This window comes from Nonomuraea fuscirosea (genome assembly GCF_035917475.1).
GTDB lineage: Bacteria > Actinomycetota > Actinomycetes > Streptosporangiales > Streptosporangiaceae > Nonomuraea > Nonomuraea fuscirosea.
Genome location: NZ_CP109074.1, coordinates 6,101,780 through 6,117,110, shown reverse-complemented (window position 1 = coordinate 6,117,110; position 15,331 = coordinate 6,101,780). Strand labels below are relative to the sequence as shown.

At 70.4% G+C, this 15,331-nt stretch carries 10 protein-coding genes; 9 read left to right on the top strand and 1 reads right to left on the bottom strand.

Going from position 1 to position 15,331, the window contains the following annotated elements:
* Positions 1 to 97: 97 nt before the first annotated feature.
* The 3 genes from OIE67_RS27865 (at position 98) to OIE67_RS27855 (ending at position 3,155) form a co-directional block, all read left to right on the top strand.
* Positions 98 to 1,039, top strand: coding sequence for a hypothetical protein (locus OIE67_RS27865; protein ID WP_326625925.1), 942 nt, complete (start codon positions 98 to 100; stop codon positions 1,037 to 1,039).
* On the top strand, positions 1,039 to 2,052 hold the full coding sequence (locus OIE67_RS27860; protein ID WP_326625923.1) for a hypothetical protein: 1,014 nt from the start codon (positions 1,039 to 1,041) through the stop codon (positions 2,050 to 2,052). Before OIE67_RS27865 ends, OIE67_RS27860 begins: the two co-directional genes overlap by 1 nt.
* Positions 2,053 to 2,396: 344 nt before the next feature.
* Entirely contained in the window at positions 2,397 to 3,155 is a 759-nt protein-coding gene (locus tag OIE67_RS27855) for a DinB family protein (RefSeq protein ID WP_326625921.1), read from the top strand.
* 30 nt (positions 3,156 to 3,185) lie between these two features.
* Here OIE67_RS27855 and OIE67_RS27850 read toward each other — a convergent pair whose 3' ends face one another.
* The gene (locus OIE67_RS27850; RefSeq protein ID WP_326625919.1) at positions 3,186 to 4,790 is read right to left on the bottom strand and encodes a bis-aminopropyl spermidine synthase family protein; all 1,605 of its coding nucleotides are present in this window, start codon (positions 4,788 to 4,790) and stop codon (positions 3,186 to 3,188) included.
* A 258-nt stretch (positions 4,791 to 5,048) separates the two neighbouring features.
* Here OIE67_RS27850 and gltB point away from each other — a divergent pair, with 258 nt between their 5' ends.
* From gltB to OIE67_RS27820, 6 genes are all read left to right on the top strand, one after another.
* Entirely contained in the window at positions 5,049 to 9,554 is a 4,506-nt protein-coding gene (gene gltB, locus OIE67_RS27845) for a glutamate synthase large subunit (protein WP_326625917.1), read from the top strand.
* 75 nt (positions 9,555 to 9,629) lie between these two features.
* A complete protein-coding gene (locus tag OIE67_RS27840; protein ID WP_106244698.1) occupies positions 9,630 to 11,108 on the top strand; it encodes a glutamate synthase subunit beta in 1,479 nt (492 codons plus the stop codon).
* 99 nt (positions 11,109 to 11,207) lie between these two features.
* Positions 11,208 to 11,789 carry a TetR/AcrR family transcriptional regulator gene (locus OIE67_RS27835; protein WP_326625913.1) on the top strand — a complete coding sequence of 194 codons (582 nt, stop codon included), beginning with the start codon at positions 11,208 to 11,210 and terminating at the stop codon, positions 11,787 to 11,789.
* A 97-nt stretch (positions 11,790 to 11,886) separates the two neighbouring features.
* The gene (locus OIE67_RS27830) at positions 11,887 to 13,350 is read left to right on the top strand and encodes an MDR family MFS transporter (protein ID WP_326625911.1); all 1,464 of its coding nucleotides are present in this window, start codon (positions 11,887 to 11,889) and stop codon (positions 13,348 to 13,350) included.
* 132 nt (positions 13,351 to 13,482) lie between these two features.
* On the top strand, positions 13,483 to 15,120 hold the full coding sequence (locus OIE67_RS27825; RefSeq protein ID WP_326625909.1) for a S8 family peptidase: 1,638 nt from the start codon (positions 13,483 to 13,485) through the stop codon (positions 15,118 to 15,120).
* Between the two features lies 1 nt (position 15,121).
* Entirely contained in the window at positions 15,122 to 15,325 is a 204-nt protein-coding gene (locus OIE67_RS27820; protein ID WP_326625907.1) for a DUF2784 family protein, read from the top strand.
* Positions 15,326 to 15,331 lie beyond the last annotated feature (6 nt).

Below are 15,331 nucleotides of genomic sequence, written 5' to 3'. Positions count from 1 at the left end.
TGGGCCGGAGACGACGTCCGGGCATCGGATAGGGGAGTCGAGTGGGCCGGCTGCGGCGCACGGAAGGCGGAAAGCTGACTCCGGTGGGTCGGAGCCGGTGTCCGGGAGGCGGAAAGCGGAGGCCGGGCGGCGGAAGGCGGAGGCCGGTGGGCCCGCGACCGGGGAGTTCGACGCCGAAGGGCTGACGGTCGCCGGCCGTGGCGCGGGTGACGACGACGGATCCGGGCGACGGGAGCCCGCCTACCACAAGCGGCGCCGGACCCCACGTTCCGACTGGCAGTTCCCCGTACTCACCGACATGGGTTTCCGCCCCGAGCAGCAGCGCCTGTTCGTCATCATCGCCACGGTCGCCGGAGTGCTGGTCGCCGCCGGAGCCTTCGTCGCGGTCGTCAGCTCCCTCGGCACCTACTCGCCGGAACGGCAGATCACCGCCTCCGTGCTCGGCCCCGACGCTGCCGTCCCGCAGGTGTTCCATGGCTGGAACTCGCCCAAGCTGTTCAACCCCGTCACCGAGCGGGCCAAGGACCCGAAGGCGCTCACCGAGAAGGAGGTGTTCAGCCAGAAGGGGCTCGCCGTCTCGAAGAAGCTGAAACTCAAGCTCGTCGCCAAACAACTCGACGCCGACTGCTCCACGGCCCTCTGGGGTGAGCGCCTGCACGAACTCACGTCGAACGCCGGCTGCACCCAGGTCGCCCGCGGCCTGTACGCCAGCTCCGACGGCCGGTACGTCGGCCAGTACACGCTGCTCAACCTCAAGGACGGCAAGTCGGCCTCAGAACTGGTCGAGTCCTTGAAGACCCTCTACCGCGGCGGCTGGGCCCGACCGCTGACCTCCCCCAAGGCGGCCTTCCCGCCGGGCGGCTATTCGGAGGCGGGCGGCTACGCGCTCGGCCATTACGTCGGGCTGGTGTGGCTCGGCAGGCTGGACGGCACCGAACCCACCGCCAAGGACGACTTCGTCTCCCTCACCCTGGCTCTGCGCGGGGCGGAGAAGGCCGTCTACCGCCGCGTCGTCGCGATCACGGGGCCGTCCTCCTGATGTCCCGCCGTATCGTCCTCCCCGCAGTGGCCGCCGTCCTGGCAGGCGCCGCCGTGGCGGGCTGGCTGTGGCTGCGCGGCGACGACCCGCGTCCCACCACCCTGCACGCCGAGCTCACCTCCGCCTTCTACGCGGCCATCGACACCCGCCAGCGCGACGCCACGCCGCTGACGATCGAGGAGGTCTTCCCGCCGGCCGCTCAGAGCCTGGCAGGCATGGGGCAGGTGTCCACCCGCCAGTTCACCGACTGCGACGAACTCCTCTGGGGCACGTCGGCCACCGGGTGCACGCAGGCGCTGCAGGCCACGTACGAGGGCGGCTCCATGGCGGGTCAGTTCGTCATCTTCAACCTCAGCGACGGGCGCGCGGCCGACGGTCTGGTCTCCGCCCTGCGCAAAGACGGGTTCGTACGGCAGGACGTGGCGTTCGCACCCGCCGGCAGCCTGGCCCAGGTCCGGGCGATGGGCCATTACGTAACGGTGAGCTGGACCGGCACCACCCAGCCCACCCAGCCAGGCCAGAAGCCGGCTGGTTTCGAACAATTCGGCCCGCTGAACCAGCCCACCCACCCCGAGCAACTCGACGACTCCGGCCAACCGGGCCGGCCCACAGAGACAGGCCGCAGAGGACCATCCGCAGAAACGGACCAACCTGGGCGATCCGCGGAAACAGGTCAGCCTGGCCAGCCCACGGACACCGGCCGGCCCGGACAGTCCACGGACACCGGCCAATTGGCTCGGCCGGAGGACGCCGGCCGGCCCGAGCGGCCCGCTGACACTGGCCAACTAGGGCGACTCGCGGGCACCGGCCGGCCAGGGCAGCCGGCGGACCCCGGCCAGGTGGAGCAGCCTGCAGACCCTGGGCAGGCTGGGCAACCCACGGGGTTCACACAGCCTCAGGATCCAGGGCAGGCTTCGCAACCCGCCCAACCTACCCAGGATCTGGTCGCTGCCCTGGTCGCGCTGGACGGCCTCGGCCGAGCAGTACAGGGCCGCGTCGTCGCCGCCACTTGACGACCTCGGGGCCGCTCACGGTGCATGCGGCAGGCTTGGCGGTGCTGAGACTGGTGAGGGTGTCGTTCGGTTGACGAACTTGGGTGTCGCCTGTGATTGGGGCGGAGCGGCGTGTTGAAGTGGCGAGAGCCATGCCGTTGGGGTATCGGCGATTCTGTTGCGACCGTGGCAGTAGGTGCGCGCGGGGGCTCGGTTACTCGCCTTAGGTGTTCGTTGCGAGAGAGACACTTCCGTCTGCCGGTGCCGCAGAGTGGGACGCAGGCGCGAGCAGGCCACAGCGTTGGTGTCCGAGCCTTGGTCGCCGGACGTGGCGACGGGTGGGAGGAGCGCGGGATACTGCCTTGATGACTGCTGAGTACGCCCACAGTGACCAGTTCCGTGGTGGACGCATTCACCTGTGCGATCTTGCCGGGCTGGAGATCCGGGATTGTGAGGTCAGCGGTCTGAAGGTCGTCGACTGCTATGGGAGCGATGTCTACCTCGGTGGCGACTTCGAGCGGGTCGTCGTCAACGACGTCGATGTGACCGCCTACGTCGAGGCCGAGCTCGACCGGCGGCACCCCGCGCGGGTGCTGGCGCGTGATGCCGCGTCCCCCGACGACTACCGGGCTGCTTGGGAGGCCGTCGAGACGCTGTGGGCGGCGACGCTCGACCGCGCCAGGCTGTTGCCCGAGGCCAGGCTGCACGAGCGGGTCGACGGCGAGTGGTCGTTGGTGGAGACCCTGCGGCACCTGCTGTTCGCCGGCGACGCCTGGCTGGGCAGCGCGGTGCTGGAGGAGGAGGCGCCGTACCATCCGCTGGGCCTCTGTGGCGGCTGGATGTCGCCCGACGCGATGACGAAGCTCGGTCTCGCCCGCGATGCCGCCCCGACGCTGGACGAGGTGCTGGCGCCGCGTCTCGCCCGGATGGCCGCGATGCGGCGTGTCGTCGACGGGCTCACCGAGGATGAGCTCGATCGGGTATGCGGTCGCAAGCCTGCGGATCCGTATCCCGACCAGGAGTATGTCGTGCGTAGGTGTCTCAAGGTGGTGCTGAAGGAGGAAGCCGAGCACCATCGTTATGCGGTACGTGATCTCGCCGTGCTCGAGGCAGCCGGTGCCTGAGGCGGCGCTTGTCTTCGGGCGTGTGGGTGGTCAGGTGGTGGTGGTCAGGGCGGTGATCGTTCTGGTGACTGCCTCGTGGAGGGAGGACAGGCGGTGGAGGGGCGCTTCCAGGGGGGTCAGATCGTCTGACCAGTCGGCGGCCTCGCGGATCAGGGAGCGGGCCTCGTTCTTCGTCAGCGAGGTGCCCTGTGCCGCGGCCACCGCGATGAGGGCCTCGCGCCAGGTGTTGGCCAGTTTGGCGTGGGCGTTGTCCAAGATTCGGCGCAGTACCGTGTCGGCCTCGCCTTCCGGCTGCGGCCGGCGTACGGCGTCCAGGATGCCTTTGCCTGCTTCGTTCACCTCGTAGACGAGTGACAGGGCCTTGGGCAGGGGTGGGAGGGCGGTGCCGACGAGGCGGACGTGGGCGGCTCGGGTGGCGAGGAGGAGGCGGGGGAGTGCGGACTCCAGGCCGGGCGGCATCGCCACGGCGACCCGCTGCGGTGCGGCGGCGTACGGCTTGGCCAGCCAGGTCGAGAGGCGGACCCGCGGCTGTGAGAGGCCCTTGGGCCAGTCGCCCACCAGGAGGTCCGCTTCGAAGCCCGCCAGCGCGTCCGCGGCGGCCGGTCCGGAAACCAGCGCGCCGCTTACCCCGGAGGAGATGGGGGTGGAGGCTTTTGCGGTGGATGGTTCGAAGGTGGATTCGACCGACTGGGGGCCGTGGGTGTAGATGGCGGTGGTCTGACGGGTGAGGCGGGACTGGACCGCGGGGCGGGTCTTGGTGGTGGGGCGCAGGAGGTAGAGGTCGGCGGCGGAACCGATCGCCTCCGCCCCGAAATAACGGTTGAAGTCGGGATAAATGGCCTCGTAGACCAGGTTGAGCTCCGACAACTCCTGCTGCACCTTGAAGGCCAGCATCGGCGTGCGCTCGCTCGCCCCGTACGCCAGCAGCACCCGCCCGTCGTCCGTCAGCCCCTCCACCGCGCGCGCCACGAACAGCCCGATCCCCTCGGGCGTGTACGGCGGGTCGGTGAGGGCCAGGTCGTGGTCCCTGGCCGAGGCGGGCAGGCCGAGGCGCAGGTCGGCCCAGCGGGTGCGGATGCCCAGCCGCTGCTCGTCGATGTAGGCCAGGACACGCTCGTCGACGTCGACCACCGTCACGTCGGTCTCGGGGTGGACGAGCTTGACGGCCAGCGAGGTCAGGTCGTGGTCGCCCACGCACAGCAGGCGGGCCCCGGGCAGCCAGAAGCGGGCGCCGAGCAGCAGCGCCCGGCGCAGCACGGTCTCCGGCGTGGCCGAGACGTGGTCGAGCACATGCCGGGCGCGCGGGGCCTTGGCCACCAGGGCGGTCAGGCGGTCGAGCACGTGGGCGTAGTGCGGCAGCAGGTGGGCGACCGGGTCTTCCGGAGGCGCGGCCACGGCGAGCAGATCCTGGTAGGCGGGGGTGTCGATGAGCGCGACGCGGAAACGTTCGCCGTCGCGCTCCAGGACGACCTCGCGCAGCAGCGACTCGACCGTGCGCCTGGACGTGGCGCTCTGCCTGACCAGCTCGGCCAGCGTGCACCAGCGGCCCTCGCAGAGCAGGGCCAGCGCGTGCCTCAGCCGCCTGCTGTCGGCCCCTGCCCCGGCGAGCAGCCGTTCGACCCCGTCACGCTCCATGGGTGAACCCTATCGGGGGCCGGGGACACTCGATCTCCGTGACGCGAATCCGCGGCGTGCGCGGGGAATTTCGGGCCCCACGCCGGAGGTTTGGGATAGAGCGTTCGGATGCCGGAGTAGTGCGAATGTTCTCAATGCGGACGCGGCGGGCACCATTCCGGCAGGGTGGGGTAACCTCTATCCACGATATGCAGCAGGGCCAACGTCGTCCCCGCCTGTAGCGCAGTTCAGACAGACGAAGACGACGGGAGGGATTCAATGCCTGCTGCCCACCTCGGGATCCCCGAGCCCCAGGGCCTGTACCACCCCGCCAATGAGCACGATGCCTGCGGTGTCGCCATGGTTGCCGACGTCGCGGGACGCCGTGGACATGGGATCGTGGTGAAGGCGCTGACGGCGCTGTGCAATCTTGACCATCGGGGGGCCAAGGGTAGCGAGCCGGACACCGGCGACGGAGCCGGGATCCTGACGCAGATCCCCGACACGTTCTACCGCGCGACTGTGCCGTTCGCGCTGCCCGCCGCCGGGTCGTACGCGACCGGCATCGCGTTCCTGCCGTTCGACGAGCAGGCCAGAGGCGTGGCCACCCGCCTCATCGAGGAGATCGCGGCCGAAGAGGGCCTCACCGTGCTCGGCTGGCGTGAGCTGCCGGTCGACCGTGACCTGCCGGGGCCGAGCGCCCGGGCCGTCATGCCGCACTTCGCCCAGCTGTTCGTCTCCTCCACCGGCGGTCACGAGGGGCTCGAACTCGACCGGCTCGCCTTCTGCCTGCGCAAGCGCGCCGAGCACGAGGCGGACGTCTACTTCCCCTCGCTGTCGGCCAGGACCGTGGTCTACAAGGGCATGCTCACCCCCGACCAGGTCGAGCCGTTCTTCCCCGACCTGAGCGACGAGCGCTACGAGAGCGCGATCGCGCTGGTGCACTCGCGTTTCTCCACCAACACCTTCCCCAGCTGGCCGCTGGCCCACCCCTACCGCTACATCGCCCACAACGGCGAGATCAACACGGTCAAGGGCAACCGCAACTGGATGCGCGCCCGCGAGGCGATGCTGGCCTCGGCCCGCATCCCCGGCGACATCTCGCGGCTCTTCCCCATCTGCGACCCCGACGGCAGCGACACCGCCAGCTTCGACGAGGCGCTGGAGCTGCTGCACATCGGCGGGCGCAGCCTGCCGCACGCCGTGCTGATGATGATCCCCGAGGCGTGGGAGAACCACACCGAGATGGACCCCGCGCGGCGGGCGTTCTACGAGTTCCACTCCACCCTCATGGAGGCGTGGGACGGGCCGGCCTCGATCACGTTCACCGACGGCACCCTGGCCGGCGCCGTGCTCGACCGCAACGGCCTGCGCCCGGGGCGCTTCTGGGTGACCGCCGACGGCCTCGTCGTGCTGGCCTCCGAGGCCGGCGTGCTCGACTTCAAGCCCGAGGACGTCGTACGCAAGGGCCGCCTGCAGCCGGGTCGCATGTTCCTCATCGACACCGCCCGCGGCAAGATCATCGAGGACGACGAGATCAAGGCGGAGCTGGCGGCCGAGCTGCCGTACGCCGACTGGCTGCACGCCGGCCTCGTCCGCTTCGAGGAGCTGCCGGCCCGCCAGCGCGAGATCCCCACCCACGAGGCGCTCGTCAAGAGGCAGCAGACCTTCGGCTACACCGAGGAAGAGCTGCGGATCATCCTGTCGCCGATGGCGAAGGCGGGCCAGGAGCCGATCGGCTCCATGGGCACCGACACGCCGGTGGCCGTGCTGAGCGAGAAGCCGCGGCTGCTGTTCGACTACTTCACCCAGCTGTTCGCGCAGGTCACCAACCCGCCGCTGGACGCCATCAGGGAAGAGCTGGTCACCTCGCTGGCCAGCACCCTCGGGCCCGAGGGCAACCTGCTGGACCCGGGGCCGAGCTCCTGCCGCCAGCTCGTGCTGCCGTACCCGGTGATCGACAACGACGAACTCGCGAAGATCATCCACATCAACGACGAGCACGACCTGCCCGGCTTCCACCCGTACGTCATCAGCGGCCTGTACGAGGTCGCCGGCGGCGGCGAGGCGCTGCTGCGCCGGCTCGCGGAGATCAGGGCCGAGGCGTCCCAGGCCATCGCGGACGGGGCGCGCATCGTCGTGCTGTCCGACCGCGGCTCCTCCGACGCGCTCGCGCCGATCCCGTCGCTGCTGCTGACCGGCGCGGTGCACCACCACCTGATCCAGGAGAAGACCCGCACCAAGATCGGCCTGGTCATCGAGACCGGCGAGGCCCGCGAGTGCCACCACATGGCGCTGCTGATCGGCTACGGCGCCGCCGCGATCAACCCCTACCTCGCCATCGAGACCATCGAGGACCTGGTCGACACCGGCGCGCTGGAGATGGACAAGCGCAAGGCCGTGCGCAACCTGATCAAGGCGTACGGCAAGGGCGTCATCAAGGTCATGTCCAAGATGGGCGTGTCCACGGTGGCCTCCTACACCGGCGCGCAGATCTTCGAGGCGCTCGGCCTGAGCCAGGAGGTCATCGACGCCTGCTTCACCGGCACCACCTCCCGCCTCGGCGGCGTCGGCTTCGACGTGCTGGCCGGCGAGGTCGCGCAGCGTCACGCGCACGCCTACCCGCGGGTGGAGAACGCCCACCGCAGGCTCCAGGTGGGCGGCGAATACCAGTGGCGGCGCGAGGGTGAGCCGCACCTGTTCAACCCCGAGACCGTCTTCAAGCTGCAGCACGCCACCAGGACCCGCCGCTACGAGATCTTCAAGGAGTACACGAACCTCGTGGACTCCCAGGCGGAGCGGCTGATGACCCTGCGCGGCCTGTTCAAGCTGCGCGCGGGCGAGCCGATCCCGATCGAGGAGGTCGAGCCGGTCTCCGAGATCGTCAAGCGCTTCTCCACCGGCGCGATGTCGTACGGGTCCATCTCGATGGAGGCGCACGAGACGCTCGCCATCGCGATGAACCGGCTCGGCGGCAAGTCCAACACCGGCGAGGGCGGCGAGGACCCCGAGCGGCTGTACGACCCGGCCCGGCGCAGCGCGATCAAGCAGGTGGCCTCCGGCCGCTTCGGCGTCACCTCCGAATACCTGGTGAACGCCGCCGACCTGCAGATCAAGATGGCCCAGGGCGCCAAGCCCGGCGAGGGCGGCCAGCTGCCCGGCCACAAGGTCTACCCGTGGATCGCCAAGACCCGCCACTCCACGCCCGGCGTCGGCCTCATCTCGCCGCCGCCGCACCACGACATCTACTCGATCGAGGACCTGGCCCAGCTCATCCACGACCTGAAGAACTCCAATCCGGAGGCCAGGGTCCACGTGAAGCTGGTCGCCGAGGTCGGCGTCGGCACGGTCGCTGCGGGCGTGTCGAAGGCGCACGCCGACGTGGTGCTCATCTCCGGCCACGACGGCGGCACCGGCGCCTCCCCGCTCACCAGCCTCAAGCACGCGGGCGCCCCGTGGGAGCTCGGCCTGGCCGAGACCCAGCAGACGCTGCTGCTCAACGACCTGCGCGACCGCATCGTGGTGCAGGTGGACGGCCAGCTCAAGACCGGCCGCGACGTCGTCATCGCCGCGCTCCTCGGCGCCGAGGAGTACGGCTTCGCCACCGCTCCGCTGGTCGTCTCCGGCTGCGTGATGATGCGGGTCTGCCACCTCGACACCTGCCCGGTGGGCGTGGCCACGCAGAACCCCGAGCTGCGCAAGCGCTTCACCGGCAGGCCCGAGTTCGTGGTCAACTTCTTCGAGTTCATCGCCGAGGAGATCCGCGAATACCTCGCCGAGCTGGGCTTCCGCTCGCTCGACGAGGCGATCGGGCACGTCGAGATGCTCGACATGACGGCGGCCGAGGACCACTGGAAGGCCAGCGGCCTGGACCTGTCGCCGATCCTGCACCGGCCCGAGCTGCCCGCGGGCACCGCGCTGCGCCGGCTCGTCGAGCAGGACCACGGGCTCCAGCACGCGCTGGACAACACGCTCATCCAGCTCGCCGAGGGCGCCATCCAGGACGGCACCCCGGTCACGCTGGAGCTGCCCATCCGCAACGTCAACCGCACGGTCGGCACCATGCTCGGCCACCAGGTCACCAAGCGCTACGGCGGCAAGGGCCTGCCCGACAACACGATCGACATCTCGTTCACCGGCTCGGCGGGCAACTCGTTCGGCGCGTTCGTGCCGCGCGGGATCACGCTGCGGCTGACCGGCGACGCCAACGACTACCTCGGCAAGGGCCTGTCCGGCGGGCGGATCACCGTCCGGCCGCACGACGAGGCCCCGCTGGACGGCCACATCATCGCGGGCAACGTCGCCCTGTACGGGGCCACGTCCGGCGAGGTGTTCGTCCGCGGCGTCGTGGGCGAGCGGTTCTGCGTGCGCAACTCCGGCGCCACGGCCGTCGTCGAGGGCGTCGGCGACCACGGCTGCGAGTACATGACCGGCGGCAAGGCCGTGGTGCTCGGCCCGACCGGGCGCAACTTCGCGGCCGGCATGTCGGGCGGCATCGCGTACCTGCTGGACGTACGTCCCGAGCGGGTCAACCGCGAGATGGTCGCCATCGAGGCGCTCACCGAGGAGGACGCCGAGTTCCTCAAGGAGACGGTCGAGAAGCACTTCGCCGAGACCGGCTCGCCGGTCGCCAAGCAGCTGCTGGCCGACTGGGACGCGGCGCTGGCCCGGTTCGGCAAGATCATGCCGAGCGACTACAAGAGGGTGATGGAGGCCGCCGAGGCCGCCCGCATCGAGGGCAGGGACATCGACGAGGCCGTCATGGCGGCCGCGGTGCGGTCATGACCCGCCGTCACGAGCCCCGCCGTCCTGGCGGGCTGACCCGGCAAACGCATGTTCACGACAAGGGAGGCGTACCGAATGGCTGACCCGAAGGGTTTTCTCACGCACGACCGGGAGCTGCCGGCACGCCGTCCCGTGGACGTCCGCATCAGCGACTGGCGTGAGGTCTACCAGGACTTCTCCCAGGAGAAGCTGACCAAGCAGGCGGCCCGCTGCATGGACTGCGGCATCCCGTTCTGCCACAACGGCTGCCCGCTGGGCAACCTCATCCCCGAGTGGAACGACCTCGTCTACCGCACCGACTGGCGCGAGGCGATCGAGCGGCTGCACGCCACGAACAACTTCCCCGAGTTCACCGGCCGGCTCTGCCCGGCTCCGTGCGAGGCGGCGTGCGTGCTCGGCATCAACTCCGACCCGGTGGCGATCAAGCGGGTCGAGGTCGAGATCATCGACCGGGCGTTCGCCGAGGGCTGGGTCACCCCCCAGCCGCCGGCGGTGAAGACCGGAAAGCGGGTCGCGGTCGTCGGCTCGGGCCCCGCCGGCCTGGCCGCCGCCCAGCAGCTCACCAGGGCCGGGCATGACGTGGTGGTGTTCGAACGGGCCGACCGCGCCGGCGGCCTGCTGCGTTACGGCATCCCCGAGTTCAAGATGGAGAAGCGGCACATCGAGCGCCGCCTCGACCAGATGCGGGCCGAGGGCACCGAGTTCCGCACCGGCGTGAACGTCGGCGTCGACGTCACCGCCGCCGAGCTGCGCGAGCAGTTCGACGCGGTGGTGCTGTCCGGCGGGGCCACCCAGTGGCGCGACCTGCCGGTGACCGGGCGCGAGCTCAAGGGCGTCTACCAGGCGATGGAATACCTGCCGCTGTCCAACAAGGTGCAGGAGGGCGACTACGCCACCCCGCCCGTCTCGGCCGAGGGCAAGCACGTGGTCGTGATCGGCGGCGGCGACACCGGCGCCGACTGCATCGGCACGGCGATCAGGCAGGGCGCCGCGTCCGTCACCCAGCTGGAGATCATGCCGCGGCCTCCGGCGGAGCGGCCGGCCGGCCAGCCGTGGCCGACCTACCCGATGCTGTTCAAGATGGAGAGCGCCCACGAGGAGCTGGCCGACGGCGGGGGAGAGCGGGTCTACGCGGTCTCCACCACCGAGTTCGTCGGCGACGCGGACGGCAACGTGCGCGCGCTGCGGCTGGTCGAGGTCGAGGGGCCGCAGGCCGGCTTCAAGCCGATCCCGGGCAGCGAGCGGGAGATCCCCGCCGAGCTCGTCACCCTGTCGATGGGCTTCCTCGGCCCGGAGAAGGGTGCGCTGCTGCAGGACCTGGCCGAGGCCGCCGGTGACGGCTTCTACGACGCCAGGGGGAACGTGGCCCGCGACAAGACGTACATGTCCAAGGTGGACGGCGTCTTCGTGGCCGGTGACATGGGGCGCGGGCAGTCGCTCATCGTCTGGGCCATCGCCGAAGGCCGGGCCGCCGCCTCCGGCGTGGACCGGTTCCTGACCGGGGACACGGCGCTGCCGTACCCGATCCTGCCGACGGCGCGTCCGCTGGTCTGACGCCGCTTCTCGGAACGGCCCGGCTTCGGCCGGGCCGTTTCCTTTTTGCACCACGTGCAAAGCTTGCAGGGCGTGCAAAAAGTGCGTAGAGTGCAAGGCATGGAGACTCCACAGGAGCGGCGTGACCGGCGCCGGGCCGAGAAGCGGCAGGCCATCAGGACGGCCGCCGTCAAGATCGCGCTCGACCAGGGTCTCGAAGCCGCGACCGTGGAGGCGATCAGCGCGGCGGCCGACATCTCGCCGCGCACGTTCTTCAACTACTTCTCCGTCAAGGAAGAAGCGCTCGTCATGGAGCCCCTGTGGCGCCCTGAGGAGTTCACCGGCCTGCTCGCCGCCCGTCCTGACGACGAGCCCGCGTTCGAGTCGCTGAAGGCGGTGGCGCGGATCCTCGCGGCCCGCGTCGGCCCGATCTGGGCGGACGCGCGGCTGTTCGGAGAGCTGCGCCGGCGCCATCCCGAGCTGGCCGCCAAGGTCAGGGCGGCCGACGAGACGAAGCTCATGGAGGACGTGTTCGCCGCCGTCAGGGACCGGCCGGGCGTGGCGGGCAAACTGCACGCCAGGCTGCTCGTCATCGGGACGTTCGGCGCCACGATCTCGGCCGTCCAGGAGGCGGCCGAGTCGGGCGGATCGGTGGAAGAACTGCTCGAGGAGGCGCTGACCCTGCTCGAAAACGGGCTCTGATCTCCATGTCTCAGTGAAAAGCGGCGACCGGGGTGGCACCCCCGATCGCCGCGGATTCCTCCTGCCCTCTGCGAAAAGAAGCAAGGAGTCGACCCCCATGGTAGCGACACTCTCCCCCGAGGCCCCGCCTCGGCGATCACTCTGGGTGAGCATCGGCTCACTCATTCTGGTCATGTTCCTGGCCGCGCTCGACCAGACCGTCGTGGCGACCGCCATGCCGACCATCGCCGGCGAGCTGAACGGCCTGCAGGACCTGTCGTGGGTGGTCACGGCGTTCGCCCTGGCCTCGGGCATCGTGACCCCCCTCTACGGCAAGCTCAGCGACATGTACGGCCGCAAGACCCTCTACCTGACGGCCATAGTGGTCTTCCTGGCCGGCTCGGCCCTGTGCGGCCTGGCCCAGACGATGGGCCAGCTCATCGCCTTCCGCGCCTTCCAGGGCCTCGGCGCGGGCGGCGTGATGGTGCTCACCATGATCATCGCGGCCGACCTGGCCACCCCGCGGGAACGCGCCAAGTTCCAGGGCATCTTCGGCGCCGTCTTCGGCATCGCCTCCATCGCCGGCCCCGTCATCGGCGGCTACCTCACCGAGCACGCCTCCTGGCGCTGGATCTTCGCCATCAACCTGCCGCTCGGCGCCATCGCCCTGGCCGTGGCCTTCACCGTGCTCAAGCTGCCCCGCCGCACCTCCCCCCACCGCGTCGACTGGCTCGGCGCCGCGCTCATCGCCGGGCTGCTGACCTGCCTGACCCTGCTCGCCTCCTGGGGCGGCTCCGCCTACGCCTGGACCTCGCCCGTCATCGTCGGGCTCGGCGCCGGGGCGGTGCTGCTGGCCGTGCTGTTCGTCCTGGTGGAACGACGGGTCGCCGAACCGGTGCTGCCGCTGCGGCTCTTCCGCGACAGGGCGTTCACCATCCCCGTGGTCGCGGTCGTGCTGCTGGCCACCGCGATGCTCGGCACGGCCACGTTCCTGCCCCTGTTCCTGCAGCTCGCCTCCGGCGCGAGCGCATCGGACTCCGGGCTGCTGCTCCTGCCCATGATGGCCGGCATGATCGCGGCCTCGACGCTGGGCGGGCAGATCGTCACCCGGCTCGGGCACTACAAGTGGCTCATGGTCGGAGGAGCGGTGTCGGCGGCCGCGGCCGGGTTCCTGTTCGCCACCATGGGACTGGAGACGAGCACGTTCGCCTCCAGCGCGTACATGGTGCTGGCCGGGGCCGGGATCGGCGTCATCGGGCAGAACCTGCTGCTCGCCGTGCAGACGACCACGCCCGAGGCCGACAGGGGAGCGGCGACCTCGGCCGTCACGTTCGCCAGAGGCGTCGGCGGGGCGGTCGGGGTGGCCGTGCTGGGCGGCGTCTTCAGCGGACGGCTGGGCGGCGGGCAGGCCGCGCTCACGCCCGAGGCGATCCAGGCGCTGCCCGAAGGGGTGCGGCACGCGACCCAGCTGGTCTTCTCCGACGCGATCACCGGGGTGTTCGCCTGGATCGGGCCGATCATGCTGGCCGTCGCGGTGCTGCTGGCGTGCCTGCGGAACGTACGCCTCACCCACCACACCTGACAGGCCCACGAAGCGGGCCCCGCAAGGGGTCCGCTTCGCCCGCCATCAACCGAAATTTCACCACTAAGTTGCATCAGCCGATGACTGTCGGGAAGATGCAGGTTCTGCGGCAAGTCGGCGGATGGGGGAACAATGCGGCGGGTCGCCTCTGGCATCATGGCGCTGGCCGCCGTCGTCGCGGCCGGCGCCTGCGCGTCGGCCACGCCCCGCGAACCCGCCCCCAGGAAAGCCGAATACCTCGTCTTCTACGCCGACGGCAAGCAGCATCAGGCGGAGGCGGCCGTCGAACGCGCCGGCGGCTCCACATACTCCGCCGAGACCAAGCTCGGCTACCTCCTCGCCGGCGGCTCGGGCGCCGGATTCGAAGAAGCCGTCGGAGCGGACCCGTCCATCGTCGGCGTCTCCCCCGACCGCCAGATCGGCTTCGCCACCGCCCGCCCCGCCACCTCGGGAACCAGCTCATCGGGCCGGTTCCCCGACGAGCAGTCGTTCACCAAGACCAGAGGCGAGCCCCTGGCAGGCCGCCAGTGGGACATGCGGATGGTCGGCGCCGACCGCGCGAACGCCAAGGCCCCCGGCACCAAGAAGGTCCTCGTCGGCGTCATCGACACCGGCGTGGACGGCAAACACCCCGACATCGCCCCCAACTTCAACCGCGAGCTCAGCCGCAACTTCGTCACCGACCGGCCCAAGGACGACAAGGGCGAGACCCTCGACGGCCCCTGCGAGGCCGCCGACTGCAAGGACCCCGTCGACGCCGACGACGACGGCCACGGCACCCACGTGGCCAGCACCATCGCCTCCCCGATCAACGGCATCGGCATCGCCGGCGTCGCCCCCGGCGTCCAGATCGTCAACCTCAGGGCCGGCCAGGACTCCGGCTTCTTCTTCCTCAAGCCCAGCCTCGACGCCCTCACCTACGCCGGCGACATCGGCGTGGACGTCGTCAACATGAGCTACTACGTCGACCCCTGGCTGTTCAACTGCGCCGCCAACAAGGCCGACAGCAAGAAAGAGCAGCTCGAACAGCGCGCGATCATCACCGGCATGCAGCGCGCCCTCGACTACGCCAGGCAGAAGGGCGTCACGCTCATCTCCGCCCTCGGCAACGGCTCCACCGACCTCGGTCACCCAACGGTCGACAAGCAGAGCCCCGGTTACCCCAAGGGCGACGAGAAGACCCGCCAGGTCGACAACTCCTGCGTCAACGTGCCCGCCGAGTCCAAGGGCGTCATCTCCGTCTCCTCCGTCGGGCCCTCCGGCCGCAAGGCCATCTACAGCGACTACGGCGAGGAGCAGACCGACGTGGCCGCCCCCGGCGGCGACGCGCTCGACGGCGAAGGCATCAAGGTCACCAGGACCATCCTCGCCGCCGCGCCCGAACGCGTGCTGCGCGCCGCCGGCCGCATCGACGCCAAGGGCGAGCCCAAGGGCGCCGACGTCGTCAAGGACTGCGAGAACGGCGTCTGCTCCTACTACCAGTACCTCGAAGGCACCTCCATGGCCTCGCCGCACGCCGCCGGCGTCGCCGCGATCCTCATCAGCCGCTTCGGCGAACCCGGCAGGGGCGGAGTCGAACTCGCCCCCGCCACCACCGAGGAACTCCTCTTCAAGACCGCCACGCCCAAGGCCTGCCCCACCCCCCGCCAGTACGTCTACAAGTCCTTCGGCCAGAGCGAGACCCACGCCTGCGACGGCGGCGAGTCCGACAACGGCTTCTACGGCCACGGCATCGTGAACGCCTGGAAGGCCGCCACAGTAGAGCGATGACGTGCCGCGCGGCGTGCGGCGTCCGACGCACGTGGAAGACTGGGCCCGGCGCAGCGCAGGTCACCCGGGCCTGCCCGCCGGCGGCTTCATCGACCACCGCATCGACGGCGTCGTCCACCCGGAGGAGTACCCGAACTTGGCACGTCTGGGGGTCTCGGTTCTCGTTCTGTTCGCCTCCGTCGGGTACGTTCTCCGTCGTCAATGACTGCCA

Bases quoted from the DNA above. Each gene is read 5' to 3' on its own strand.
- OIE67_RS27855 (WP_326625921.1), top strand. From the start codon at position 2,397: ATGACTGCTGAGTACGCCCACAGTGACCAGTTCCGTGGTGGACGCATT.
- gltB (WP_326625917.1), top strand. From the start codon at position 5,049: ATGCCTGCTGCCCACCTCGGGATCCCCGAGCCCCAGGGCCTGTACCAC.
- OIE67_RS27840 (WP_106244698.1), top strand. From the start codon at position 9,630: ATGGCTGACCCGAAGGGTTTTCTCACGCACGACCGGGAGCTGCCGGCA.
- OIE67_RS27850 (WP_326625919.1), bottom strand. From the start codon at position 4,790: ATGGAGCGTGACGGGGTCGAACGGCTGCTCGCCGGGGCAGGGGCCGAC.
- OIE67_RS27835 (WP_326625913.1), top strand. From the start codon at position 11,208: ATGGAGACTCCACAGGAGCGGCGTGACCGGCGCCGGGCCGAGAAGCGG.
- OIE67_RS27860 (WP_326625923.1), top strand. From the start codon at position 1,039: ATGTCCCGCCGTATCGTCCTCCCCGCAGTGGCCGCCGTCCTGGCAGGC.
- OIE67_RS27825 (WP_326625909.1), top strand. From the start codon at position 13,483: ATGCGGCGGGTCGCCTCTGGCATCATGGCGCTGGCCGCCGTCGTCGCG.
- OIE67_RS27830 (WP_326625911.1), top strand. From the start codon at position 11,887: ATGGTAGCGACACTCTCCCCCGAGGCCCCGCCTCGGCGATCACTCTGG.